21 protein-coding genes are annotated in these 24,130 nt (G+C 72.3%); 15 read left to right on the forward strand and 6 right to left on the reverse strand.

All coding sequences use genetic code 11. The annotated features are described in order from the left end of the window. The first annotated feature begins 200 nt into the window (after positions 1–200). Together P8T65_RS26080 and P8T65_RS26085 are read left to right on the forward strand one after the other, a co-directional pair. Positions 201–1,583, forward strand: coding sequence for a transcriptional regulator (locus P8T65_RS26080; protein ID WP_316727668.1), 1,383 nt, complete (start codon positions 201–203; stop codon positions 1,581–1,583). 211 nt (positions 1,584–1,794) lie between these two features. After that, on the forward strand, positions 1,795–3,546 hold the full coding sequence (locus P8T65_RS26085; protein ID WP_316727669.1) for a hypothetical protein: 1,752 nt from the start codon (positions 1,795–1,797) through the stop codon (positions 3,544–3,546). 507 nt (positions 3,547–4,053) lie between these two features. On the opposite strand, the gene P8T65_RS26090 is transcribed toward P8T65_RS26085, so the two are convergent. After that, the gene (locus P8T65_RS26090) at positions 4,054–5,358 is read right to left on the reverse strand and encodes an ABC transporter substrate-binding protein (protein WP_316727670.1); all 1,305 of its coding nucleotides are present in this window, start codon (positions 5,356–5,358) and stop codon (positions 4,054–4,056) included. A 128-nt stretch (positions 5,359–5,486) separates the two neighbouring features. On the opposite strand from P8T65_RS26090, the gene P8T65_RS26095 reads away from it, so the two are divergent. From P8T65_RS26095 to P8T65_RS26110, 4 genes are all read left to right on the forward strand, one after another. Continuing rightward, positions 5,487–5,987, forward strand: coding sequence for an SCO4402 family protein (locus P8T65_RS26095; RefSeq protein ID WP_215456258.1), 501 nt, complete (start codon positions 5,487–5,489; stop codon positions 5,985–5,987). 103 nt (positions 5,988–6,090) lie between these two features. Next, positions 6,091–6,972, forward strand: a complete 882-nt coding sequence (gene purU, locus P8T65_RS26100) for a formyltetrahydrofolate deformylase (protein ID WP_316727671.1) — start codon at positions 6,091–6,093, stop codon at positions 6,970–6,972. Between the two features lie 11 nt (positions 6,973–6,983). Continuing rightward, the gene (locus P8T65_RS26105; RefSeq protein WP_316727672.1) at positions 6,984–7,208 is read left to right on the forward strand and encodes a DUF1877 family protein; all 225 of its coding nucleotides are present in this window, start codon (positions 6,984–6,986) and stop codon (positions 7,206–7,208) included. Positions 7,209–7,233: 25 nt separating this feature from the next. Continuing rightward, positions 7,234–7,482 carry a DUF1877 family protein gene (locus tag P8T65_RS26110; protein WP_316727673.1) on the forward strand — a complete coding sequence of 83 codons (249 nt, stop codon included), beginning with the start codon at positions 7,234–7,236 and terminating at the stop codon, positions 7,480–7,482. Positions 7,483–7,525: 43 nt separating this feature from the next. Here the strand turns inward: P8T65_RS26110 and P8T65_RS26115 are convergent, their stop codons facing one another. Continuing rightward, positions 7,526–9,034 carry a zf-HC2 domain-containing protein gene (locus tag P8T65_RS26115; RefSeq protein WP_399100232.1) on the reverse strand — a complete coding sequence of 503 codons (1,509 nt, stop codon included), beginning with the start codon at positions 9,032–9,034 and terminating at the stop codon, positions 7,526–7,528. A gap of 497 nt (positions 9,035–9,531) precedes the next feature. After that, positions 9,532–10,113 carry a sigma-70 family RNA polymerase sigma factor gene (locus tag P8T65_RS26120; protein ID WP_316727674.1) on the reverse strand — a complete coding sequence of 194 codons (582 nt, stop codon included), beginning with the start codon at positions 10,111–10,113 and terminating at the stop codon, positions 9,532–9,534. A gap of 549 nt (positions 10,114–10,662) precedes the next feature. Between P8T65_RS26120 and P8T65_RS26125 the strand changes: the two genes are divergently transcribed. Both P8T65_RS26125 and P8T65_RS26130 read left to right on the forward strand, forming a co-directional pair. Then, a complete protein-coding gene (locus P8T65_RS26125) occupies positions 10,663–11,079 on the forward strand; it encodes an STAS domain-containing protein (RefSeq protein WP_316731722.1) in 417 nt (138 codons plus the stop codon). 191 nt (positions 11,080–11,270) lie between these two features. Then, positions 11,271–11,783: an EF-hand domain-containing protein gene (locus tag P8T65_RS26130; RefSeq protein WP_184892689.1), complete on the forward strand. Its 513-nt coding sequence runs from the start codon at positions 11,271–11,273 to the stop codon at positions 11,781–11,783. A gap of 36 nt (positions 11,784–11,819) precedes the next feature. On the opposite strand, the gene P8T65_RS26135 is transcribed toward P8T65_RS26130, so the two are convergent. After that, entirely contained in the window at positions 11,820–13,355 is a 1,536-nt protein-coding gene (locus P8T65_RS26135) for an AMP-binding protein (RefSeq protein ID WP_316727675.1), read from the reverse strand. Positions 13,356–13,504: 149 nt separating this feature from the next. Between P8T65_RS26135 and P8T65_RS26140 the strand changes: the two genes are divergently transcribed. From P8T65_RS26140 to P8T65_RS26155, 4 genes are all read left to right on the forward strand, one after another. Further along, complete coding sequence (locus P8T65_RS26140) at positions 13,505–14,770, forward strand: amidohydrolase family protein (RefSeq protein ID WP_316727676.1); 1,266 nt, start codon at positions 13,505–13,507, stop codon at positions 14,768–14,770. Positions 14,771–14,781: 11 nt separating this feature from the next. After that, positions 14,782–15,912: an acyl-CoA dehydrogenase family protein gene (locus P8T65_RS26145; protein ID WP_316727677.1), complete on the forward strand. Its 1,131-nt coding sequence runs from the start codon at positions 14,782–14,784 to the stop codon at positions 15,910–15,912. A 134-nt stretch (positions 15,913–16,046) separates the two neighbouring features. Then, entirely contained in the window at positions 16,047–16,934 is an 888-nt protein-coding gene (locus tag P8T65_RS26150; protein WP_316727678.1) for an acyl-CoA dehydrogenase family protein, read from the forward strand. 514 nt (positions 16,935–17,448) lie between these two features. Next, complete coding sequence (locus tag P8T65_RS26155; protein ID WP_399100239.1) at positions 17,449–18,036, forward strand: ATP-binding protein; 588 nt, start codon at positions 17,449–17,451, stop codon at positions 18,034–18,036. Between the two features lie 496 nt (positions 18,037–18,532). Here P8T65_RS26155 and P8T65_RS26160 read toward each other — a convergent pair whose 3' ends face one another. Beyond that, entirely contained in the window at positions 18,533–19,474 is a 942-nt protein-coding gene (locus tag P8T65_RS26160) for a cyclase family protein (protein ID WP_316727679.1), read from the reverse strand. A 231-nt stretch (positions 19,475–19,705) separates the two neighbouring features. Between P8T65_RS26160 and P8T65_RS26165 the strand changes: the two genes are divergently transcribed. The 3 genes from P8T65_RS26165 (at position 19,706) to P8T65_RS26175 (ending at position 23,097) form a co-directional block, all read left to right on the forward strand. Beyond that, on the forward strand, positions 19,706–20,617 hold the full coding sequence (locus tag P8T65_RS26165) for an SDR family NAD(P)-dependent oxidoreductase (protein WP_316727680.1): 912 nt from the start codon (positions 19,706–19,708) through the stop codon (positions 20,615–20,617). Positions 20,618–20,871: 254 nt separating this feature from the next. Next, the gene (locus P8T65_RS26170) at positions 20,872–22,026 is read left to right on the forward strand and encodes an acyl-CoA dehydrogenase family protein (protein ID WP_316727681.1); all 1,155 of its coding nucleotides are present in this window, start codon (positions 20,872–20,874) and stop codon (positions 22,024–22,026) included. Between the two features lie 21 nt (positions 22,027–22,047). Further along, entirely contained in the window at positions 22,048–23,097 is a 1,050-nt protein-coding gene (locus tag P8T65_RS26175) for a Zn-dependent alcohol dehydrogenase (protein WP_316727682.1), read from the forward strand. Here P8T65_RS26175 and P8T65_RS26180 read toward each other — a convergent pair. Beyond that, entirely contained in the window at positions 23,087–24,130 is a 1,044-nt protein-coding gene (locus P8T65_RS26180; RefSeq protein ID WP_316727683.1) for a helix-turn-helix domain-containing protein, read from the reverse strand. The genes P8T65_RS26175 and P8T65_RS26180 overlap by 11 nt on opposite strands.

Here is a 24,130-nt window from a genome sequence, read left to right on the forward strand (position 1 = left end):
GGTAGCCACGTGTGGGGTACAGCATCCGTGTTTACCCCGGCAATCCTGGCATGTCTCGCATCTTCGGTATGTCGGCGGGGCATTGATCTTCGAGGCCGGATCCTTTCGACACGTGGGTACACGTATGCGACGGGACGCGGTCACTGAAGGCACGTCAACTCGGTGCGTGGGCAAGGCACCACAGCCACAGGGGGTACGCCATGGCCGCAAGGCCGCTCGTCGCCAGGCAGCCGAACGAACGACTGCAGGCGCTCATCCAGGAAGCGGGCTGCTCCAACGCGGGGCTGGCCCGGCGGGTCAACATGTGCGGCGCGGAGCACGGACTCGACCTCCGCTACGACAAGACGTCCGTCGCGCGCTGGCTGCGCGGACAGCAGCCGCGGGGCCGGGCGCCCGCGATCATCGCCGAGGCCCTCGGCCGCAAGCTGGGCCGTACGGTCACCATCGACGAGATCGGCATGGCCAACGGCAAGAACCTGGCGTCCGGTGTCGGCCTGCAGTTCTCGCCGACGGTGCTGGGAGCCATCGAGCAGGTCTGTGAGCTGTGGCGCAGCGACGTGGGACGGCGGGACTTCCTCTCCGGGTCCTCCGTGGCCGCCTCCGCCCTCGTCGAGCCCAGCCGTGACTGGCTGATCTCGGCGCCGGACTCGCAGGTGGCCCGGTCGGCGGGGCCCAGGGTGGGGCTCGCCGACGTGACGGCCGTGCGCGCGATGACCCAGGCGCTCGTGGACCTCGACCACCAGTACGGCAGCGGGCACATCCGGCCGGTCGTCGTGCACTACCTCAACAGCGTCGTCTCGGGACTGCTCGCCGGCTCCTACCGGGAGGCCGTGGGACGGGAGTTGTTCGCGGCGGTCTCCCGACTCACCGAACTCGCCGGGTACATGGCCGTCGACACCGGTCAACCCGGCCTCGCCCAGCGGTACTACATCCAGGCGCTCCGTCTCGCCCAGGCCGCGGGCGACCGCGCGTACGGCGGCTATGTCCTCGCCGCGTCCATGAGTCACCTCGCCGCGCAGCTCGGAAACCCGCGGGAGATCTCGCAGTTGGCGCGCGCGGCGCAGGAAGGGGCGAGGGGGCGGGCGACTCCGCGCGCGGAGTCGATGTTCCACGCGGCGGAGGCGCGCGGGCACGCGTTGATGGGGGACGCGCGCGGTGCGCAGGCGGCCGCGGGGCGGGCCGTCGACGCGTTGGAGGCGGCGGATCCGTCGTCCGGGGACGACCCGGTGTGGATCAAACACTTCGACGAGGCCTATCTGGCCGACGAGTTGGCGCACTGTCACCGGGATCTGGGGCAGGCGGAGGCGGCCGCCCGGCGGGCCGAGGAGTCGTTGGCCAAGCATCCGGAATCGCGGGCGCGGCGGCGGGCCATCGGGTACGTGCTGCTCGCCACGGCACAGGTGCAGCAGCGGGAGGTCGAGCAGGCCTGCCACACCGGGTTGAAGGCGGTGGAGTTGCTGGGGTCGCTGCGATCGAATCGGGGCGCCGAGTATCTGGAGGACTTCCAGCAGCGGTTGGAGCCGTTCCGGGAGGAGGCGGTGGTCCGGGAGTTCGGTGCGCGCATGGACTTGCAGGCGGCGTAGGCGCTCCGCTCCGAACAGGGGGCTTCCGTTGTTTCGCGGCCGCGGGTCCGGTGGGGGCTGGTCGCGCAGTTCCCCGCGCGCCTTGGAGGGGCTTCGCCCCTCGCCAGGGCGGCGGAGCCGTCCGCTCGGGCGCGGGTGGTGCGTGGGGTGTGGTTCGGACCCGGTAGCGTGAGTCGACGATTCCACAAGTCCCCCATTCGTAGGAGTCTCGGTGACGCAGAGTGGACAGGGCGAGGAGCCCTCGGCGCGGACCGCGCGCGAAGGCATCGTGCTGCCCTCGGACGGTGGGGCGCCGCTCCACCCGAGAGATCTGCCGCCGGCCCCGCTGCCGCCGGCCCCGGTTCAGCCGTGGGACCAGCAGCGGCAGTGGGGCTCCGAGGAGACCCCGGCGCCCTCCGCCCAGCCGCAGGCCGACCACTGGAACAGTGCGCCCCCCGCGCCGGAGTGGGGAGCGCACGGGGCGCAGGGCGCGTACGGCACGGCGGATGGACACGCCGGGTACGGCGCGCAGGGCGCGCAGGGGGCGTACGGGCCCCAGGGTGACGCGGCCGATCAGACGTACGGGGCCCACAGCGGCCCGGCCGCCGCTCAGGGCTACGGCACCCAGAGTGAGATGCCACTGCCTCCCGAGGGGGCGCCAGGGGCGGCCTACGGGGGCGCGGGGTACGGCGGGACGGGGACGGGTGCGCCGTTGCCGCCGGTCGCGGGAGAGGTGGCCGTGCCGTTCGCCGGGGCGTCGCTCCAGGCACCGCAGCAGCAGCCGCAGCAGAGCGCGCCGCTGCCGCCCGTGGACGAGGGGGCGACCCAGTACATCCCGTTCGTGCCGGGGGCCGGGGCCATGCCGGGGGACGAGGCGGCGACGCAGTTCATACCGCCGGTGGTCACGCAGGCGCCCGCCGCCGAGGCCGCCACGCAGTTCCTGCCGCCGGTCGGGCCGGGCGCGCTGCCGCCGGAGACGTCGGGGGACGCCATGACGTATCTCGGGCGGGTACCGGACAACGGCGCCGGGCATCCGGACGAGGCGGCGACGCAGTACATACCGCCGGTGGCCGCGCAGCCGCAGCCGCGCCCCCGGTCGTACGGTGCGCCGGGCGCGCAGCAGGGTCAGCAGCAGCCGGACGTGTTCGACAGCCTCTTCCGGAACGAGCCGGGGGCCGGTGGTACTCCCGGGTCCACTCAGCAGTTGCCGAAGATCGACCCCGGTCATGCCTCCCCGCAGCCGCCGCGGGGTCCGGGCGGCCATGGCGGACCCGGTGGTCACGGAGGCCACGGGGGCCACGGTGGTCATGCCGGGCGGGCCTCCCAGAGACGCGAGAGCGGGGGCGGTGGGGGCGGTCGTACGAGATCGCGAGTGCCGTTGATCGCGCTCGTCGGTGTGGGGATCGCGGTGCTCGGGATCGGGGCGGGCGCGTTGATGGCCGGGTCGGGGGACGAGTCGCAGCCGAGCGACAACAAGCCGGTGTCGGCGTCCGGGACGCCCGAGGAGTCGGCGTCCGCGTCGGCGGATCCGGCGCGGGAGCAGGCGGTCGCGCTCGACAAGCTGCTGGCGGACAGCGGCGACAGCCGGAGCAGCGTGATCAAGGCAGTCGCGAACATCAAGACCTGCTCCAACCTGGGCCAGGCCGCCACGGACCTGCGGGACGCGGCGAAGCAGCGCACCGACCTGGTCACCCGGCTCGGCGAGCTCTCCGTCGACCGGCTGCCGGACCACGAGGCCCTGACCACCTCGCTGACCAACGCCTGGAAGGCGTCCGCCTCCGCGGACAACCACTACGCCGCGTGGGCGGACCAGACCGCCAAGAAGAAGGGCTGCAGGAAGGGGCAGGCCCGCACCACCGGCCAGACCCAGGCCGGCAACCAGGCCAGCACCACGGCCAGCGCCGAGAAGACCAAGGCCGCCGAACTCTGGAACAAGATCGCCAAGACCTACACCTTGACCGAACGCCAAGCGGTCCAGCTGTAGGAACCCTGCCCTGGGGCCTTTCGCCGACCGCGCCCGGGGCCCTTGGCCGGCCGCACCCCATGGTCGTCGCGGCCGCGCCCGGGGCCTTTCGCCGACCGAGCCCGGGGCCTTTCGCCGGTCACCCGGGGGCCCTTCGCCCGTCACATACCGGGCCCTTCGCCGACCGCATCCGGGGCCCCTCGCCAGCCCACCCGGGGCCCTGCGCTGGCCGGTGCGGGGCCCCTCGTCAGCCGCACCTGGGCCTTTCGCTGGCTGCATCCGGGGCCCTGCCCGTCACACCCCCGGGGTCGTTTGCCGACTGCGTCCGGGCCCCCGGCAGTCCACCCGGGGCCCTGCGCTGGCCGGTGCGGGGCCCCTCGTCAGCCGCACCTGGGCCCTTCGACGGCCGCATCCGGGGCCTCTCGCCGGTCGCATCCGGGGCCCCCGCCGGTCGCACCCGGGCCCCCGCCCGTCGCACCCGGGGCCCCTCGTCTGTCGTGCCTCGGGCCCGGGGCTCCGGCGGGGCGGTCAGTTTTCTGCTTCCACCAAGGTTTTCTCCACATTCACGAAGTCCCTTCGGGCCGCGATCAGTTGGCCCTTGCGGACCATCTGGAAGGTGACCTCGGGGTTGATGAGGCGGGGGAAGCCGGCGGAGGCGATGAGGTCCTCGAAGCGCCAGCTGAGCGGTGGGGTCAGGCCGCCGGTGCTGACTTTCAGACCGTCGTCGAGGACACGCCGGATCGCATACGCGGTCACCTCTCCGTCACCGATCTTCTGGAGGGCGGCCGTCAGCACGGTGTAGGCGATCCACGTGGTCTGCACCCCCGGGTCCGCGGGATCGATCCGGTTGTCGCCGAACGCGTGCTCCCGGATCACCTCCTTCATCCGGTCCCACCGCTTGTCGCTCTCCACCGGGTACCAGCCGGTGACGTACGCCCCCTCGTACGGCCCCGACTTCCCCCCGGTCGCGTCGATCACCGTCTGGTCGACGCTGCCCAGGACCGTCCCCGTACGGACGTCCGGGAAGTCCGCGCGGTCGCGGCGGAAGGAGTCCATGAAGGTGAACGTGCGGTCACCCAGGGCGGGGACCACGCACCCCTCCCGGCCCGGCTCGGTACTGGCCCGCCGCAGCGCCTCCCGGGCGTGCCCCCCGTACTCGGTCGCGTCCTCCGCGGCCAGCTGGTCCTCCGACCCGCCGTGGCCCCCGGACCGCAGCCCCGAGTCCAGCAGCAGCGGCAGCTGGTCGCCGGCTATGGAGTCGGGGCGGACGAGGGCGACCGGGCCGCAGTCCTCGGCGAGCTGCTCGCCGAGACCGGCCATCAGGGCGGCCTGTCCGCCGTTGACCGGGTACGACAGGGCGCTGGCGAACTCGGCGTCGGTGACGCCGTAGCCGCCGATGTACGGGATGCCCGCCGACTCCAGCGGAGGGAGGAAGGAACGGCCGTGCTGACTGTACGATCCGACGACCGCGACGACGTCCTCGTCGGCGGCACGGCGGGCGCACTTCGCGGCCGTCACCGTCTCGTTCCGGTCGTTGCAGGTCAGGATCCGCAGCTCGCGGCCGTTGATGCCGCCCTTGGCGTTGACCCAGCGGGCGTACGCCTTGGCCATCGCGGGCATGCCGGGCTTGTTGGTGGCGGCGGTCTTCTCCGGGGCCCAGGTCATGACGGTGACGGGGCCGTCCCCGGTACCCCCCGTGGTACCAGGGATGACCCCGCACCCGGCGACGAGTGAGGCACACGCCGCCAGCGTGGTGACTCTGACCAGGCGTTTGGCGAGGCTTGGGGGAGGGCCTGGGGTCTGTGGTGTCCGTCGTGCCTGGAAGCCAGTCATGGCTCCGCACGATTCCGCCACACCACCAACCCGGGCGTGACGGATGGTCAACGCGGGGTGACCGGGAGGTGAATTGCGAGGAGCTACGATCGTATTTTCGAGTGGTTGCAGAGAGGAATGCGTGACCGATGACCGTCCAAGGCCCGGAGACCCCTTCCCGTCGTGGGCGTCGCTCGTTCACCATGGGCGGCATGCCACTGAATGACATGCCGTGGTGGCGCTGGCGCAGCAATGTGCGCTCCGCGCTGCACATGCTCTCCGACCCCGCGTTCCAGCAGAACGTCTGGCTGGCCGGTGCCGACGGGTACGGGGACGTCACCGACGCCGTGTACCGGCTGGTCGAGGACACCTGGCTGGACAACTGGTCCGCCGAGAAGTACGTCGGCACGATCTTCCGTGACGCCCAGGAGGCGGCCCTCGTCGACACCGCCGTGCTGCGCGTGCTGCGGATCATGCACCAGGTGGGTCCGGACGCGCCCGTCTCCGCGTACCTCGACCACGAGGCCTGGCCCGAGGCCGTCCGTGCCGCCCGCGAGGCCCACGTACGGCTCTCGATGAGCGACGGCGAGGACCCGGACACACCGCCGCGCACGCTCGAAGTGCTGCGGATCATGACCAGGGCGGCGTAGGGGAGCCGTCCGGCCGTCGGGCCATCCGTCCGGCCTTCGGGCCCGCGGTCCGGCCCTCGGGACGGTTGCCGACAGGGGTACGCCATATGGGACTCTGTCGGGCATGAACGAGCAGTCCACCCGAGCCGCGGCGCCCGCCGACCAGTACGTCCTCACCCTCGCCTGCCCCGACAAGCCGGGCATCGTGCACGCCGTGTCGAGCTACCTCTTCATGACCGGCGGGAACATCGAGGACAGTCAGCAGTTCGGCGACCACGACACGGGTCTGTTCTTCATGCGCGTGCACTTCTCGGCGGACGCCCCGGTGAACGTGGACAAGCTGCGGGCCAGCTTCGCCGCGATCGGTGACTCCTTCCAGATGGACTGGCAGATCAACCTGGCCGACGAGAAGATGCGGATCGTCCTGATGGTCAGCAGGTTCGGGCACTGCCTGAACGACCTGCTCTTCCGGGCGAGCACGGGCGCCCTGCCGGTGGAGGTGGCGGCCGTCGTCTCCAACCACACCGACTTCGCCGAGCTGGTGGGGTCGTACGACATCCCCTTCCACCACATCCCGGTGACCAAGGAGACCAAGGCGGACGCGGAGGCGCGGCTGCTGGAGATCGTGCGCGAGGAGAACGTCGAGCTGGTCGTGCTGGCCCGCTACATGCAGGTCCTCTCCGACGACCTCTGCAAGCAGCTCAGCGGACGCATCATCAACATCCACCACTCCTTCCTGCCGAGTTTCAAGGGCGCGAAGCCGTACCACCAGGCGCACACGCGCGGGGTGAAGCTGATCGGCGCGACGGCGCACTATGTCACCGCCGACCTCGACGAGGGGCCGATCATCGAGCAGGAGGTCGAGCGGGTGGGCCACGGCGTGACGCCCGAGGGGCTCGTCGCGGTCGGGCGTGACGTGGAGTGCCAGGCGCTCGCGCGGGCGGTCAAGTGGCACGCCGAGCGGCGCATCCTGATGAACGGGCGCCGTACGGTCGTCTTCGCCTAAAGGCCGGGCACATGGGTTCCATCGGGGAGTACCTCCGCCTGACGGCCGAGGAGTTGGAGCGGGTCCAGCAGGATTACGACTGGGCGTGGAACCTCATGGAGGACGTCCGGGAGGGCGAGGAGCACTTCGAGCCCGGGCCCGCCGACGCGCTCTGCTACGCCAGCGACATGGCCTGGCCCCTGCTCCGTGTGCTGCTGGGACGTGCCGGGTTCCCCGTGGACGTCAGCCACGGGTGAGCAGCGGATTCGTTACGCGGACCCCGTGTACGGGGACTACGGCTATCTGACCGCCGAGCAGGTGGGCGTGGCGGCCCGTGGGCTGGCCGACCTGCCGATCGACCGGCTCCTGGCGTACGTCGAGCCGGGTGATGTCGTCGAGGCGGGGCTGTGCCCGCCCGTCTGGGACGAGGCCCAGGCCCTGAAGATGACGCGGTTCGTGTACGGACAGCTGGTGGAGTACTTCGGCGCGGCGGCCCGCGAGGGGCACGCGCTGCTGGTCTGGCAGCTCTGACACCACCGGTCCGAGCACCACCGGCTGTTCACCGGCCGCGGGTCTACATACGGCTCAGGGCCGCCGCCGCGAAGAGCACGTCCCTGATCGCCTCCCGGTCGCCGCCCTGTCCGGCGGCCGCCTCCTCCGGAGGTACGTGCCCGGCGGCGAGCCGGCAGAACTCGACGCCGTCCAGGGCCACGTGGGCCACTTCGTGGTCGGCGGAGCCGAGGGCCGCGGGGGAGTCGAGGGGGATCAGCCACTCACCGCCGCCGGAGCCCTCGATCTCCAGGCGGAGGCTGCGGCCAGGGGTGCCGGCCGGTACGAGGTGACGGCCGGGCGGGGGCGGGGACGCGAGCCCGGTCCTGCGGCGCTCGGCCAGCGACACCGGCAGCATGCGGGCCGCAAGGTCGATCATGCCGTGCAGATGTCGGCCGGAGGGCGGCTCGTACGGGTAGTCCACGGCCTCCGCGATGTCCTCCGCGTGAATCCAGCACTCGAACGCCCGATCGATCATCGCGTCCTGGAGGGGAAGCTCGAAGCCGCCGTACGGGACGGTCAGGCGGCCTGGGCTGCCGGGGGTGCCGGAGCCGTCGGGGTCGTCGCCGTTCGTGAACGAGGTGGTGCGGACGATGTCGTGGCTCTGTTGCCGCCAGGGGGCGCGCAGGGCGCGGGTGGGCGGGAAGTGGGACGCCTTCCAGTACGCCTCGGTGCGGGCGGCCGGGGAGAGGGCGACAACGGGCTTGTCGGGGCCCGGTTCGAGCCCGTCGGGCGGGGCGAGCGGGGCGAGGGGGTCCTCCATGCCGAGGGCCGTGGCGACGAGCCCGTCGACGGTGAGCAGGTGGGCGATGACCCCGGCGACGGTCGTACGACGGTTCACCGGGCCTTCGCCCTCGAACCAGCGCAGCCGGACAGGGGCGTGCCAGTCGGCGGCGCCGATGTCCTGGAGCAGGGCGTCCAGCCGGGCCGTCTCCGCGTCGTACGGGGCGGCCCAGCGGGGGACGGGGATACGGGGTGGGCGGCGGCCCAGGCAGGCGTCCAGTACCTGGGTGCGCAGGGCCGGGTCGAGGTCGAGGCTCTCCGGAGGGTGCAGCAGCCCCACGGCCTCCCGCAGCCGCCGGGCCTCGTCCGCACACCCTCCGCACACCCCGAGATGCTCCTCCACCGCCAGCGCCTCCTCCGCGGAGCACACCGCGAGGGCCCAGGCCCCGAGCAACGCCTTCAGCACCCGGTGCTCCAGCGCGAGGGGAGGGCGGGGGCACCCGGAAGAACCGGGGAGGGGGGAAGCCGACGGGGGCGCCGCCGGGGTGGGGTTCGGGGTGGTGTCGGGGTGTGGTGGCGTCTCCGGGGTGGGGCCTGGGGTGGCGTCGGGCAGAGGGGACGTCTCCGCGGTGGGGCTCGGCATGGCGTCGGGCAGAGGCATTCCGGTGTCCTCCACGGAGGTGCGCGGCAGCGGTATGCGGGGCGGCCCCACCGGCTCACCACCGCCACCCTGAGGCCCACGCGGCTCGCCCGGCACCCCGGGCCCGCCCGGCACCCCGGGCCCGCCCGGCACCCCGGGCCCGCCCGGCACCCCGGGCCCGCCCGGCACCCCGGGCCCGCCCGGTCCGCTCGTACCGCCAGGTCGGCTCGTACCGCCAGGTCGGCTCGGCCGGCCCGGTTCGCCCGGCCGACTCGGTCCGGCTGCTCCACTCGGCCTGCCTGAGCCGTCTGTCCTGTCCGGCCCGTCCGGCTCGCCTGAGCCGCGCGCCTCGTGGAACTCGCCCGGCTCCCCAGGTCCGCTCGGTTCACTCGGTCCGTCCGACCCGCTCGGTCCGCCCATGCCGCTCGCCACGGTCGGCTCGTGGGCGTCGGCCCCGGGACCCTTGCCAAGCCCGTTTCCGGGCCCCTCCTCGAATCCGCCCTCGTCCCGCTCGTCGGGGCCGGTGCGCCCGGTGGTGTGGACGGACGGACCGCTTTCCTGGGCGGAGGGGTGTCGTGCGGTCGGGGCGGTGGGCCCGATCGGGCGGGCCGGGGTGGGGGTTTCCCCGTTCTCCGGCTCGGGCGGTCCGTGTGGGCTCGGCGTGGTGGTCATGTGAGGGGCCCGGGTTCGGGTGGGGTGCCGGAGGGGCGGGTGTCGTGGGCGGTGGAGAGGAGCTGGAGGCCGAGGCGGAGGCGGCGTCGGGCCTCGTCCTCGGTGACGCCCAGGTCGGTGGCGGTCTGGCGGTAGTCACGGCGCTGGAAATAGGCCAGCTCCAGCGCGGCCCGCAGCGGGGCGGGCATGGCCTGCACGATGTAGTCCGCGCGGGCCGCCACCGACGCCTGGTGGACCTTGCGCTCCAGGTCCTCCGCCGTGCCCTCGCCGCCCCGGGCGAGCGCGGCGGTCTCGTCGGCCCGCAGCCGCTGCACCGCCAGACGGTGGGTCAGTGCCGCCACCCAGGACCGCAGCGGTCCCTGCTTGGGGTCGTACGCCTCGGGGTTCTCCCAGAGCTGCAGGAACACCTCGCGGGTGATGCCGTCGGCGCCCCGCTCGTCGCCGAGGACACGGTGGGCCAGCCCGTGCACGAGGGATGCGAACCGGTCGTACAGCTCACCGAGCGCCGCCGCCTCGCCCCGCGCCAGCCGCTGCTGCATCCTGCGGTCCCAGCGGGGCGGTGCGTCCGTCGTCGCCATACAGCCCCTCACCCTGCTCTCACCTGCGCCGTTCCTGCATGACCGTCCGGTCGGCCGCCGCTCGGCCGTCGGCGGACCCCCGAACCGACCTCCGGTCCGCGGCAGTCCGCTTCCGGCCCGATTCCAGCCTGTGCGCACCGCCGTCCCGAATGTAGTCGGCACCGCTGACCGCGCACGCCCCTTTGTGGCAATGCGCGCCCCTCGCGAGGCCGGAGGTGGTATGCGCCTCACGGGTAAGCCGTTTCCACACCGCCCACGTGGGCGTCCGCCCGCCTTTCGTATGCCTGTACGACCATGTGAGGTGCCTGATCTGCACGAATCCAACCGGGCGAGGCCCGTCCGGGTCCGGATCGGATCGGTTCTGAAGCCATTCGTGATCGAACTTCGATCACATGTGACCGTACTCGATGGAAAACGCACCGAAAAGGGCCTGGAATTGGCTCGCTTACCCCGCGCTTTCGCCGGGCCCCCGGTGTTTCATGGAACGACGGCGGGGCAGCCGCGCAGCAGGAAGCGGTGCAGTGGCTTCCGGTTCGGCGACTGAGAGGCATCGCGGTGGCGTTCGAAGTGACCGACGGCGAGCAGGACGGGCAGGGGGACTGGGCCGTGCTGCATGTGTCCGGGGAGATGGACCTCGTCACCTCGCCCGTGCTCCGCCAGCGGGTGCACGAGGCGGTGGCCGACGGTCGCCGAAGTCTCGTCCTCGACCTTTCCGCCGTCGTCTTCTGCGACTCCAGCGGCGTGGGCGTACTGGTCGCCACCCGCCGTCTGATGCGCTCCTGCCGGGGGCGGCTCCGGCTGATCCTCCCCGCCGACGGGCACGCGGGCGGCGGCCCGGCGGAGGGGGCGCACGTCAACCGCGTCCTCGCCGCCCTCGGCGTACGCCGTCTCTTCGACGTCCATCCGGACGTCCCCTCGGCGGTCGCGCCGGACGCGGACGACCGGGCCGACCCCCTGTCGGCCTGACGCCGCACCCCTCCCATGAGCAGTACGTACGTGTGATATGTCCCACTTGGGGTGTCCCGGCGGCCACACAGTTGTCCCGGAATTCCCGCAGTCTTGGTACAAGCGCCGCTTTCCCGCTCCGCCCGGGCCGCTGACGTCGTACGCTCCGTCCGAGAAGCACCCCACTTGACGTAAGGCGGGCCCGAGGAGACATGGTCAGCAGCGAGTACGAGCGCAGGATCGCCGCCCGGTTCGCCACCTTCGACCAGGACGGCAACGGCTGGATCGACCGCGAGGACTTCAGCGCGGCGAGCAAGGCGGTTCTCAACGAGTTCGGCACCACCGCCCGTTCGGACAAGGGCCAGGCCCTGTACGGCGGCGCCGAGGCCTTCTGGCAGGGCATGGCCGGTATAGCGGACCGGGACGGCGACCAGCGCATCACCCGGGACGAGTTCGTGAACGGCGCGGTCAAGCGGCTGCGCGACAACCCCGACCGTTTCGCCGAGATCGCCCGCCCCTTCCTGCACGCGGCCCTCGCCGTCGCGGACGCCGACGGGGACGGCAAGGCCACGGTCGAGGAGACCGCCCGGGTTCTCAAGGCCCTCGGCGCCCCCGCGGAGGTCGCCGCCGCGGCCGCCGCCACCCTCGACACCGACGCCGACGGGAAGGTGGACGAGGTGGAGGTCGTCGACGCGTTCGCCCGCTTCTTCACCGTGCCGGAGTAGGCGGGCGGCCGGGAGTGGCGAGCGTTGCCGTCCCGGTCATGAATAGCGTTCGCGCAGCTTGTACTTGAGCACCTTCCGCAGGGTCTCGTTGCGCGGGAGGGCGTCCACCACCTCCAGTTGCTCCGGCAGTTTGTGGACGGACAGCCCTTCCGCGCGCAGCCAGTCGGTGACGTCCGGCAGCGTCAGCGCGTCGGCTCCCGGCGGCTGTTCGACGACCGCGCACACCCGTTCCCCGCGCTCCGGGTCCGGCAGCCCGATCACCGCCACGTCCTGGACGGCCGGATGCCGGTGCAGCAGGTCCTCGATCTCCTTCGCCGAGATGTTCTCGCCCTTGCGGATGATGACGTCCTTGAGGCGTCCGGTCAGCACCAGATGGCCGCTGTCGGTGAGATGCCCGAGGTCACCGGTGACGAAGAACCCGTCCGCGTCGAAGGCCGCCGCCGACTGCGCCGGGTCCACATACCCCTGGCAGACGGCTTCCCCGCGCAGCCGCACCTCCCCGTCCGGCGCGATCCGGATCTCCATCCCCTCCGGCGGCCGCCCCTCCGTCGTCGCCAGGTTCTCCGCCGAGTCGTCCGGCGCCCCCATCGTGATCATCGGCACCTCGGTCATGCCGTACCCGTGGGTGAGCTGTACGCCCATCTCCCGTACGACGGCGTGGTAGAGCTCGGGCGGCTTGGGGGCCCCGCCGCCCGCGAGCAGTCGCAGGGAGGGGATCAGCGGTTCGCCCGGCTGCTTGCGCTGTTCGGTCAGGAACATCGAGTAGAACGCCGTCGACCCGCCCGCCACCGTCACCCCGTGCTTGCGGTACGCCTCCAGCGCGGCCGGCAGCGCGAAGTGCTCGAACAGCACGGCCGGGAAGCCGTACAGCAGGAGCATCACCATGTAGTCGGGGCCGCCTATGTGCGCGTACGGGAAGGCGATCGAGCCCACGTCGTCCGCGCCGAGCCGCAGGGCGTGGGCGAGGCAGGAGCCGCCCGCGATCAGTGAACGGTCCGTGTGCAGGACGCCCTTGGGGTCGGAGGTGGTGCCCGAGGTCCAGTAGATCCAGCCGACGGAGGTGCCGTCGGCTGGTGGGGCGGGCAGTGTCGTGGGGTCGCCGTCCGGGAGGCGGTCGTACGCCTCGAAGATTCCGCGCGCCTCCAGCCGTCGGGCCATCTCCGTGTGGTCGAAGCCCCGCCACTCGCCCGGGACCGCGAAGAACTCCGCCCGGGACTCCCGGAGCGCGAAGCCGACCTCGCGGTCGCGGTAGAAGGGGATGACCGGTGACTGGATGGCGCCGACGCGGGCCAGGGCGAAGGAGAGCAGGACCGTCTCCATGCGGGTGGGCAGCTGCCAGGCGACGACGGTGCCGGGGCGTACGCCCCGGTCGTACAGCCCGGCCGCCACCCGCTCGGCGCCGGACCGCAGTTCGCCGAAGGTCAGGACGCGGTCGTCCTGGAGGAGGACGGGCCGGTCGGGGGTGAGGTCGGCGCGGCGGTCGAGGAGCTCCCAGAGGGTGCCGGACCCACTGAGCACGTGGGCGGTCTCGGTCGCGCCGGTTGCATCGGTCACATCGGTCGCATCGGTCACGGAGGCCCCCTGCCGCATTCAACTGACGATGTGTCAGATCGTGGGCAGAGCGTAGGGCCGGGCGCCTTGTCGGTCCAGAGGTGCGCCACTAGCCTGCTGGAGAGGACCTAGCTGACGGTCCGTCAGAAATGCCTCGCTGGAGGGGACCCATGACCGAACTGCCCCGCATCATCAGCGTCGACGACCATGTGATCGAGCCCGCGCACCTCTTCGAGACCTGGCTGCCGGAGAAGTACCGCGACCGGGGCCCGAAGCCCCTCACCGCCGGGATCGGCGAGCTCGCGTACATCGGGGGCAAGTACCAGATCACGATGGACCCGGACGGACCGCCGACCGACTGGTGGATCTACGAGGACCTCAAGTTCCCGTACAAACGGAACATCGCGGCCGTCGGGTTCGACCGGGACGAGATGACGCTGGAGGGGATCACCCGTGCGGAGATGCGGCGCGGCTGCTGGGACCCGAAGGCGCGGCTGGCGGACATGGACCTCAACCACGTCGAGGGCTCGCTCTGCTTCCCGACCTTCCCCCGCTTCTGCGGCCAGACCTTCGCCGAGGCGCACGACAAGGAGGTCGCCCTGGCCTGCGTCCGCGCCTACAACGACTGGATGGTCGAGGAGTGGTGCGGCGACAGCGGCGGCCGGCTGATCCCGCTCTGCCTCATCCCCCTGTGGGACATCGACCTCGCGGTCGAGGAGATCGAGCGGAACGCCGCCCGGGGCGTCCGGGCCGTCACCTTCTCCGAGATCCCCACCTACCTCGGCCTGCCCTCCATCCACTCCGGCTACTGGGACCCCTTCTTCGCGGCCTGCCAGGAGACCGGCACGGTCGTCAACATGCACATCGGCTCCAGCTCCCAGATGCCGGCCGCCTCCCCTGACGCGCCCCCCGCCGTGCAGGCCTCGCTCTCCTTCAACAACGCGATGGCGTCGATGATGGACTTCCTCTTCAGCGGCGTCCTGGTGAAGTTCCCGACCCTCAAACTCGCCTACAGCGAGGGGCAGATGGGCTGGATCCCGTACGCCCTGGAACGCGCCGACGACGTCTGGGAGGAGCACCGCGCCTGGGGCGGGGTGCGCGACCTGATCCCCGAACCGCCGTCGACGTACTACTACCGGCAGATGTTCTGCTGCTTCTTCCGCGACAAGCACGGGGTCGCCTCGCTGGACGTCGTGGGCCGGGACAACGCGACCTTCGAGACCGACTACCCGCACGTCGACTCGACCTTCCCGCACACCAAGGAGGTCGCCCTCGACCATGTGAAGGGCCTCGACGACGAGACGATCTACAAGCTGATGCGGGGGAACGCGATCCGCATGCTCGGTCTGGACTTCGACCGCGACCGCGACCGCGACCGCGACCGCGACCGCGACCGCGACCGCGACCGCGACCGCGACCGCGGCCTCGGCAAGTAGGGCTCCGGGCGATGGATCTCGCGTACAGCCCGGAGGAGGAGGCGTTCCGGGCGCGGCTGCGGGAGTGGCTGGCGAAAACGCTCCCCGCGCTGCCGCCGAAGCCGTCGCCCGACGACTGGCCGGGACGGCGCGCCTACGACCTCGGCTGGCAGCGGACGCTGTACGACGCCGGGTACGCCGACGTCCACTGGGACGCCTCGCCGACCACCCGGCTGATCTTCCTGGAGGAGACCGAGAAGGCGGGTGCCCCGTACGTGGGCGCGGGGTTCGTCGGGCTGCTGCACGCCGGCCCCACCATCGCCGCCGAGGGCACCGCCGAACAGCGGGCGCGCTGGCTGCCGCCGATCCTGCGGGGCGAGGAGGTGTGGTGCCAGGGGTTCAGCGAACCGGACGCCGGGTCCGACCTCGCGGCGCTCCGGACGCGTGCGCGCAGGGAGGGGGACGAGTACGTCGTCAGCGGGTCCAAGATCTGGACCTCGCACGCGGAGGTCGCCGACTGGTGCGAGCTGCTGGTGCGGACGGACGGGCAGGCGCCGAAGCACCGGGGCATCTCCTGGCTGGCGATGCCGATGGACGCGCCCGGCGTGACCGTACGGCCGCTGCGCACGCTCGCCGGTTCCACGGAGTTCGCCGAGGTGTTCCTCGACGAGGTGCGGGTGCCGGTCGCCAACCGGGTGGGAGACGAGAACGACGGGTGGCGGGTGACCATGGTGACGCTGTCGTTCGAGCGGGGCACGGCGTTCGTGGGTGAAGTCGTGGCCTGCCGACGGGTGTTGGGGGAGGTCGCGAGACAGGCGCGGGCGAACGGGGTCTGGGACGACGCCGGGGTGCGGCGGCGGCTCGGGCGGTTGCACGCGGAGTTCCGGGCGCTGTGGCGGCTCACGCAGTGGAACGTCAGCGAGGGGGAGGCCTCCGGCGGGGTGCCGGGGGTGGGGGGCTCGGTGTTCAAGCTGCGGTATTCGCGGGCTCGGCAGGAGTTGTACGAGGTGGCTGCGGAGGTGTTGGGAGCGGGTGCGCTCGATCTGGGGTGTGAGTGGGTTGTCGACCGGCTGAGTTCGCTGTCGTACACGATCGCGGCGGGGACATCGGAGGTTCAGCGGAACATCGTGGGGGAGCGGATCTTGGGGTTGCCGAAGGGGTGAGGGGGGACGGGGGCGCCTCAGGGGGTGGGGGTGCCTGGGGCGTTGGCGGGTGCGGCTCCGGTGGGGCTTCTCGCGCGGTTCCCCGCGCCCCTGAGAAGCGGGTGTGTTCGGTGGTGAAGAGGGGCTGTGGGCTTGTGCGGTTTCGACTGACCGAGGATCAGAGGGTGTTGAAGAGCGGCTTCCGGGAGGTGTTGGCTCGGCGCTTCGGGGCGGAGGAGTTGCGGGGCGCCGTCGATGGGAGTGGGGCGCTGGACCGGTGGCTGTGGCGGGAGTTGGGGGAGGTGGGGTTGTTCTCCTTGCGGCTGGCCGAGGACGAGGGCGGGGTCGGCCTCGGGGTGCCGGAGGCCGTGTTGGTGTTCGAGGAGGCGGGGCGCGCACTGTTGCCCGGGCCGCTCGTGGCCACCCATCTCGCGGCGGGCGTGGTGCCGGGCGCGGCGACGGGGGAGACCGTGGTGACCGCTGTCGGGGGTGGCGGTCTGGTGGAGTGGCTGGACGAGGCCGATGTGGTGACCGGGGACGCGGCCGGGGCCGTACCGCTGCGATCGGTGGATCCGTTGACGCCGTTGCACCGGGTACCGGGGGGCCGTTCCGCCGTCCGTCCTGATGATCTGTTCGTACTGCTCACCGCCGCGGAGCAGTTGGGCACCGCCGTGCGGGCCTGCGAGGCCGCCGTGCAACACGCCCGGACCCGGGAGCAGTTCGGGCGACCGGTCGGCGCCTTCCAGGCGGTCAAGCACCTCTGCGCCGAACTGCTGGTCCGGGTGGAGGTCGCGCGGGTGGCGGTGTACGCGGCGGCCGTGACCCTGGACCCCGTCGACATCGCGGCGGCCAGGCTGCTGGCCGACGAGGCGGCGGTGCGCGGAGCCCGCGACTCCCTTCAGGTCCACGGCGGTTCGGGGTTCACCTGGGAGGCCGACGTACACCTGTGTCTGAAGCGTGCGTGGGTGCGGGTGGAACGTGGCGGATCGATCACTGAGAGTGAGGAGATGTTGGCGGGGGATCTGCTGATCGACGCGAGTTGAGGCTGCTGACCAGGGCGGGAAGGGAAATGCGTGGCAGTCGCCCGGTCGAATGTCGCGGATCGTGGCATACCGGAATTACCGAGCGTTGATATCGTGTTGTGTCCTAGGCGTGACTTGTCACGGCCTGGAGTCGGAGTTCCGCTCCGGTACCTTCTGGTGGATGCGAGTGGTTCCGAGGTCGAGCCGAGTCGGTGTTGCCCCTGTGGCGGCCCCGGATCCAGCGGTGCCCGGCGCTCGTGAAGTGGGCCGGAGTCTCGACGCCCCGGTCTGTTCGACTCCCCGCGATGAGCGTCGCACAGTATGCCGTATGCGTACTCCTTCGCGCTGGAATATGCCCGAAGCGCTTGTTGGGGTGACTGTACGTCAACCATGCTGTCCTGCACCGGGATCACGTTCCGTGATCCCGGTGCCGATGGTGTCGACGGCGGTGGCGTCGGCCAGGCAGCAGATGACCACGATCGTGGCCCCAGAGGGGCGTGCGGCGATGTGTCCGCCGGTTCGGATGGTGTGAGCGGTGCAGGTGCTTCAAGTGCAGCTGGAGATCCGGCCCGACCCCGCAGAGGTGGGTCGTGCGCGGAGATGGGCCCGTGCACGGCTCTCCGGGTCCGGTATAGGGGACGACGAGCCGCTCGCCGAGACGCTGATCCTCCTCGTCTCCGAGCTGGTCACCAACGCGGTCGTGCACACCGGGCGTCCGGCGCTGCTGCGGCTGCTGCTGTCCGGTCTCCGTGACGGCGTGATCGGCAAGGTCCGCCTGGAGGTCGTCGACGGCAGCGCGTGTCCGCCGGCCCCGCGGTGCGCCGACGGGGACGAGACGGGCGGGCGTGGCCTCGCCCTCGTCGACGTCCTCGCGGACCGCTGGGGCTGGAGCCACGAGGGCGTCGGCAAACGGATCTGGTGCGAACTGGACCGGGTGGTGCCGGGGGCTTCGGGGGCGGCGAGCGGTGTGGGCGCGTCGGGCCTCGGAAGCGCTGGCGGCGTGGTGACTCCCGCGGTCTATCCGGCGCGCGGTGCGGTCACGGGTGTGGCGGCGGTGGCCCGGGAGAGCCTGGCGGTGCGCGAGGGGTTGGCGTACGAGGAGTTGGCTTACGAGGTGGTGTAGGCCGGGGTGAGGGGCAGGGGCGAAGCCCCTGCCTAGGGGGCGCGGGGAACTGCGCGATCAGCCACATACCGCCTGCGGTCGCGCGGTGAGGCGCACCCCCGAGTCGGCAGGCGCACTCGGTCACCCACATGTGCGTCGCACGCGCCTGCGCGTGAGCGCACGGCGTTGTTCGGTCCCCGGCGGCAGCCGATCCGTGCGCCGGGACGTGCTCCCGTACGCACCGCCGCGACGCCGGTTCCACGCGGCTGGGCCCCCGACGGTGTTGACGCGCCATGTCCGTTTGATCACGCTTGTGTTCAGCGATTCGCCGCGAGGGGACGACGAGGGTCACGGTGACGGAGGCCCTCGACGAGTGTGGGTCGTGATTCGGCACCGGCTCCCCGCAGGGCCCGGGAACAAGGGCGGGTACGCCGAAGCCGGATGGTGGCGCGCGGTGCCGTGCTCGGGGCGGGCGGCGCGCCGCCAGTCGGCCTGCGCGTGGCCGCGGGAGGCGGGCCTACAGGATGGCGATGGGCGCCACCGGTGTGCCCGTCGCCCCGACGAACGGCTCCGGCATCGCCGAGAGCAGGAAGGTGTACCGCCCCGCTTGTCCACAGGCTGTGGACAACTCCTCCAGGTTCCAGTTCTGACCCTGCGGCATGCCCATCTCGACCAGGTCGAGCGCGTGCACCGGCAGCCACAGGTCCTCGACCTCTGGAGGGAAGATCTCGAACGTCAGGGTGTCATTGGCGACGGCCGCGACATCACGCGCGTGGAACCACTCGGGGGTACGCAGCGACAGCCCCGGTGACGGGAACGCGTACGCGTGCTTGTCCCCGGCGAGGTAGGACCGGATCTGCCCGGTGCGGACCAGCACGATGTCGCCCGCGCGGACCCGGGTGCCCGCCAACTCCTCGGCGGCGTCCAGGTCTTCCGGGGTGACGGCGTGGCCGCCGGGCAGCCGGTCGTCGGCCAGCCCCAGGGCGCGCGGAACGTCCAGCAGGACGCCGCGCGAGACGATGTGCCGCGCCTTGTCGATACCGGCGAAGGCCGCGCCGCCGTGCGGGGTGATCGTGTCCGCGGGGCGGCCGTTGTAGATCCGGCCCGAGTGCGAGACATGGGTGAGCGCGTCCCAGTGGGTGGCCGACTGGAGCCCCATGGTCACCGCGTCGTCGCTGCACGCGACCGTGCCGGGGCCGAAGATCTCCTGGTTGATCTGCACCATCGCGTGCAGCGGATTGACCCGGCCCGGCATCATCCCCGTCTGCACGCCGTCCTGCTGCAGGGGCAGCGCGAGCGGCACGCGGCGACCGGAACGCACCGAGGCGGCGGCCTGCCGGACGACCTCGTCGGTGATCAGGTTGAGGGTGCCGATCTCGTCGTCCGCCCCCCAACGCCCCCAGTTGTTCACGCGCTTGGCGATGTCCGTGAACGCGGCGAACTCCGTGGGCGATGACATCGGGCCTCCCCGGGGGCTTGTGGTGGCGTATCCGGCGGGTCGTAGAATCGCCGCACGAGCAAATCTAACGACCCGTCAGATAACAGTGCATCAGATGTGTGGCATCGGGTAGCGGTCCGGCAGACAGCGGTTCAGCTGTCGGTGGTCGGTGGTCGGTGGTCGGTGGTCGGTGGTCGGTGGTCCGGTGATCATGTGGTTCGCCGGGTGACGTGATGAGGGGAAGGGCTCGGGGTGGGACATTTCCTGGCAGGCAAGGTCGTCGCCGTCACCGGAGCGGGGCGGGGGATCGGCCGGGCGGTCGCCCTCGGCGCCGCCGCCGAGGGAGCGCGGGTCGTCGTCAACGACTACGGCGTCTCCGTCGACGGCTCCGAACCCGCCAGCTCCGTCGCCGAGGCCGTCGTCAAGGAGATCGAGGCCGCTGGGGGCGAGGCGGTCGCCGTCGCCGACGACATCTCCACGATGGCCGGCGGGCAGCGGGTCGTGGACACGGCGGTCGAGACGTACGGACGGATCGACGGGGTCGTGTGCGTCGCCGGGATCCTGCGGGAGCGGATGCTGTTCAACATGGCCGAGGAGGAGTGGGATCCGGTGATCGCCACGCACCTCAAGGGCACCTTCACCGTGTTCCGCGCCGCGTCCGCCGTCATGCGCAAGCAGCGGGCCGGGACCCTGATCGGCTTCACCAGCGGCAACCACCAGGGGTCCGTCTCGCAGGCCAACTACAGCGCGGCCAAGGGCGGGATCATCTCGCTGGTGCGCAGCGCCGCGCTCGGCCTGCACCGGTACGGGGTGACCGCGAACGCGGTGGCGCCGGTCGCACGTACGCGGATGTCGGCGGGGGTGCCGATGGAGCTGACCGAGATCGGCGAGCCGGAGGAGGTGGCCGCGTTCGTGGTGTACCTGCTGTCCGAACGGGCCCGAGAGGCGGGGATCACCGGGCAGGTGTACACGGTCGCCGGGCCGAAGATCGCGGTGTGGGCGCAGCCGCGGGAGTTGCGTGCCGCGTACGCCGAAGGTGGCTGGACGCCGGAGCGGATCGCGGAGTTCCTGCCGGGGGCGGTGGGGGTGGATCCGATGCCGATGCTGGAGCGGGTGGAGGGGATGGCTCGTGCGGCGGCGTCCGGGGAGCGGCCGAACGCGTGAGGGGGTGGGGGCGGGGTGCGTCGGCGGGTGCGGGTGCGTGGGGTCTTCTCGCGCAGTTCCCCACGCACCTGAAAAGCAGGGGCTGCGCCCCGTGCTTTTCGGGCCCGCCGCCGGTCGCCTTTCAGGGCCACGGGGCCGCGTCTTTCAGGGGCGCGGGGAACTGCGCGAGAAGCCCCACCGACCCGCACCCGACAACGCACCCGGACTCACCCACGACGCACCACCATCACCGCGGCGGCCATCTTGGAGGCGGCATGGACTTCGGGTTCAGTGACGAGGACGAGGCCTTCCGGGCGGACGCCCGGGCCTGGCTGGGGGCGCACGCCGGGGTGCACGCGGAGCGGCGCGCCTGGGAGCGGACGCTCGGCGCCGCCGGGTGGATCGGGCTCGGCTGGAGCGAGGGCGGGTACGGGAACCGGACGGCCACGCTCGTCCAACAGGTGGTGTGGGCCGAGGAGTACGCACGGGCGGACGTACCCGCCCGCTCCGGGCACATCGGGGAGAAGCTGCTCGCGCCGACGCTGATCGCGTTCGGCAGCGAGGAACAGAAGCGGCGGTTCCTGCCGGCGATCGCGCGCGGCGACGAACTCTGGTGCCAGGGGTACAGCGAGCCCGGCGCCGGGTCCGACCTCGCCGGTGTGCGGACGAAGGCGGAGCGGGCGGGGGACGGGTCGTACCGGATCACCGGGCAGAAGATCTGGACCTCGCTCGCCCACGAGGCCGACTGGTGCTTCGTACTGGCCCGGACCGCGGCGGGCTCCGAGCGGCACCACGGGCTGTCGCTGCTGCTCGTGCCGATGGACCAGCCGGGGCGGATCGAGGTGCGGCCCATCCGGCAGATGACCGGGACGAGCGAGTTCAACGAGGTGTTCTTCGACGGGGCGCACGCCCGCGCGGAGCATGTCGTCGGGGGCGACGGGAACGGCTGGCGGGTCGCCATGGGCCTGCTCGGCTTCGAACGCGGGGTCTCGACGCTCGCTCAACAGATCGGTTTCGAGCAGGAGTTGGGCAGCGTCGTGCGGGCCGCCGTGGACAGCGGGGCGGTGGACGACGCCGTCGTACGCGATCGACTCGTGCGGCAGTGGGCCGAGTTGAAGACCATGCGGTGGAACGCCCTGCGGACGCTCGGCGGGGCGGAGGGCGGCGCGGAGCCGGGCGCGCCGAGTGTGGCCAAGTTGCTGTGGGGGCGGTGGCACCGGCGACTCGGGGAGCTGGCGATGGAGGTGCGGGGCGCGGAGGCGGCCGTCGGCCCACGGGAGTGGTCGGCGGCGGAGCCGTACGCACTGGACCCGTCGCAGCAGTTGTTCCTGTTCAGCCGGGCCGACACCATCTACGGCGGTTCGGACGAGGTACAGCGCACGATCATCGCCGAGCGGGTGCTCGGTCTGCCGAAGGAGCCGAGAGGCTGAGAACACCGAAGGGTGGAGGCCATGCGCGGAGTGGTGTTCGACGGGAAGCGGGCCGAGGTCGTCGACGATCTGGCCGTGCGGGAGCCGGGGCCCGGTGAGGTGCGGGTCGCGATCGCGGCCGCCGGCCTCTGCCACAGCGATCTGTCGGTGGTGGACGGGACCATCCCGTTCCCCGTTCCCGTGGTGCTCGGGCATGAGGGGGCCGGGGTGGTCGCGGAGGTTGGGGCGGGGGTCCGGCACGTCCGGCCCGGGGACCACGTCGCCCTGTCCACCCTCGCCAACTGCGGGGCCTGCGCCGACTGCGACCGGGGGCGGCCGACCATGTGCCGGCGGGCGATCGGGCGGCCCACACGGCCGTTCTCGCGGGGCGGGCGGGAGGTGTTCCAGTTCGCCGCGAACTCCGCCTTCGCGGAGCAGACGGTGGTCAAGGCCGTACAGGCCGTACGGATACCGGAGGACATCCCCTTGACCTCCGCCGCGCTGATCGGGTGCGGGGTGCTGACCGGCGTGGGGGCCGTGCTCAACCGGGCCCGCGTCGACCGGGGGGAGAGTGTCGTCGTCATCGGGGCCGGCGGGATCGGGCTCAACGTGGTGCAGGGCGCGCGGCTCGCGGGCGCCACGCGGGTCGTCGCCGTGGACGCGAATCCGGAGAAGGAGGCGGTGGCGCGGCGGTTCGGCGCCACGCACTTCCTGACGTCCGTGGACGGGGTGTGGGACATCCTCCCCACCGGCGCCGACCACGCGTTCGAGTGCGTCGGGCGGGTCGACCTCATCCGCCAGGCCGTCGACCTGCTGGACCGGCACGGGCAGGCGATCCTGCTCGGGGTGCCGGCCGCGACCGCCGAGGCGTCCTTCCTCGTCTCCTCCCTCTACCTGGACAAGGCGATCCTGGGCTGCCGCTACGGGTCGTCGCGGCCGCAGCGGGACATCGCCCTCTACGCCGACCTGTACCGGGAGGGGCGACTGCTCCTGGACGAACTGGTCACGGCCACCTATCCGGTGGAGGACTTCGCGAAGGCGGCGGAGGACGCGGGGGAGGGGCGGGTGGCCCGGGCGGTGCTCACGTTCTGAGGGGCTTGGGGGCTGCGCCGGCAATGGTGGGTTCGGCGGTCGTGGCGGCTTCGGCGGTCGCGGTGGCGCGGAACGTCCGCCGGTATGCCGTCGGGGTCACCCCCAGCGCCCCTTGCAGGTGCTGCCGCATGGACTGGGCCGTGCCGAAGCCCGCGTCATGGGCGACCTGGTCGATGGTGAGGTCGGTGGATTCCAGGAGGTGGCGGGCGCGTTCGACGCGCTGCTGGGTGAGCCACTGGCCCGGGCTGACACCGACCTCCTCGCGGAAGCGGCGGGTGAACGTGCGTACGGACATGGACTCCCGCGCGGCCATGTCCCGGAGCTGGATCGGTTCGTGGAGCCGCCCCAGGGCCCACGCGCGGGCGGCGGTCGTGGTCGCGCTCTGCGCCTCGGGCAGCGGGCGCTGGATGTACTGGGCCTGACCGCCGTCCCGGTGCGGCGGCACGACCGTGCGCCGGGCCACGTCGTTGGCGACGGCGGTGCCGTGGTCGCGGCGTACGAGATGCAGACACAGGTCGATCCCGGCCGCGACACCGGCCGAGGTGAGGACGTCGCCGTCGTCGACGAAGAGGACGTCGGCGTCGACCCGTACCTTCGGGAAGAGCCGCTGGAAGTGCTCCGCGTGGTACCAGTGCGTGGTCGCCGGGCGGCCGTCGAGGTATCCGGCCGCGGCGAGGACGTAGCCGCCGGTGCAGATGGAGACCAGCCGGGTGCCGGGGCGGACGTGGGCGAGGGCGGCGGCCAGTTCGGGGGTGAGGACGCCCTCCTCGTAGACGGGGCCGAGTTCGTACGCGGCGGGTACGACGACCGTGTCGGCGGTGGCGAGGGCCTCCGGGCCGTTCGGGACGAGGACCGCGAAGTCGGCGTCCGTCTCCACGGGGCCGGGCGGCCGGATCGAGCAGGTGACGATCTCGTACAGCGGCCGTCCCGCCGCGTCCCGCGCCTTGCCGAAGATGCGCTGCGGGATGCCGAGCTCGAAGGGGAGCAGACCGTCGAGGGCGAGCACGACGACGCGGTGCGGGGCGGTGGGCAT

The sequence above is a fragment of the Streptomyces sp. 11x1 genome (assembly GCF_032598905.1).
Lineage (GTDB): Bacteria > Actinomycetota > Actinomycetes > Streptomycetales > Streptomycetaceae > Streptomyces.

Coding starts and splice junctions, on each gene's coding strand:
- P8T65_RS26080 (WP_316727668.1), top strand. CDS start 201: ATGGCCGCAAGGCCGCTCGTCGCCAGGCAGCCGAACGAACGACTGCAG.
- P8T65_RS26090 (WP_316727670.1), bottom strand. CDS start 5,358: ATGACTGGCTTCCAGGCACGACGGACACCACAGACCCCAGGCCCTCCC.
- P8T65_RS26095 (WP_215456258.1), top strand. CDS start 5,487: ATGACCGTCCAAGGCCCGGAGACCCCTTCCCGTCGTGGGCGTCGCTCG.
- purU (WP_316727671.1), top strand. CDS start 6,091: ATGAACGAGCAGTCCACCCGAGCCGCGGCGCCCGCCGACCAGTACGTC.
- P8T65_RS26105 (WP_316727672.1), top strand. CDS start 6,984: ATGGGTTCCATCGGGGAGTACCTCCGCCTGACGGCCGAGGAGTTGGAG.
- P8T65_RS26120 (WP_316727674.1), bottom strand. CDS start 10,113: ATGGCGACGACGGACGCACCGCCCCGCTGGGACCGCAGGATGCAGCAG.
- P8T65_RS26130 (WP_184892689.1), top strand. CDS start 11,271: ATGGTCAGCAGCGAGTACGAGCGCAGGATCGCCGCCCGGTTCGCCACC.
- P8T65_RS26140 (WP_316727676.1), top strand. CDS start 13,505: ATGACCGAACTGCCCCGCATCATCAGCGTCGACGACCATGTGATCGAG.
- P8T65_RS26145 (WP_316727677.1), top strand. CDS start 14,782: ATGGATCTCGCGTACAGCCCGGAGGAGGAGGCGTTCCGGGCGCGGCTG.
- P8T65_RS26160 (WP_316727679.1), bottom strand. CDS start 19,474: ATGTCATCGCCCACGGAGTTCGCCGCGTTCACGGACATCGCCAAGCGC.
- P8T65_RS26170 (WP_316727681.1), top strand. CDS start 20,872: ATGGACTTCGGGTTCAGTGACGAGGACGAGGCCTTCCGGGCGGACGCC.
- P8T65_RS26175 (WP_316727682.1), top strand. CDS start 22,048: ATGCGCGGAGTGGTGTTCGACGGGAAGCGGGCCGAGGTCGTCGACGAT.
- P8T65_RS26180 (WP_316727683.1), bottom strand. CDS start 24,130: ATGCCCACCGCCCCGCACCGCGTCGTCGTGCTCGCCCTCGACGGTCTG.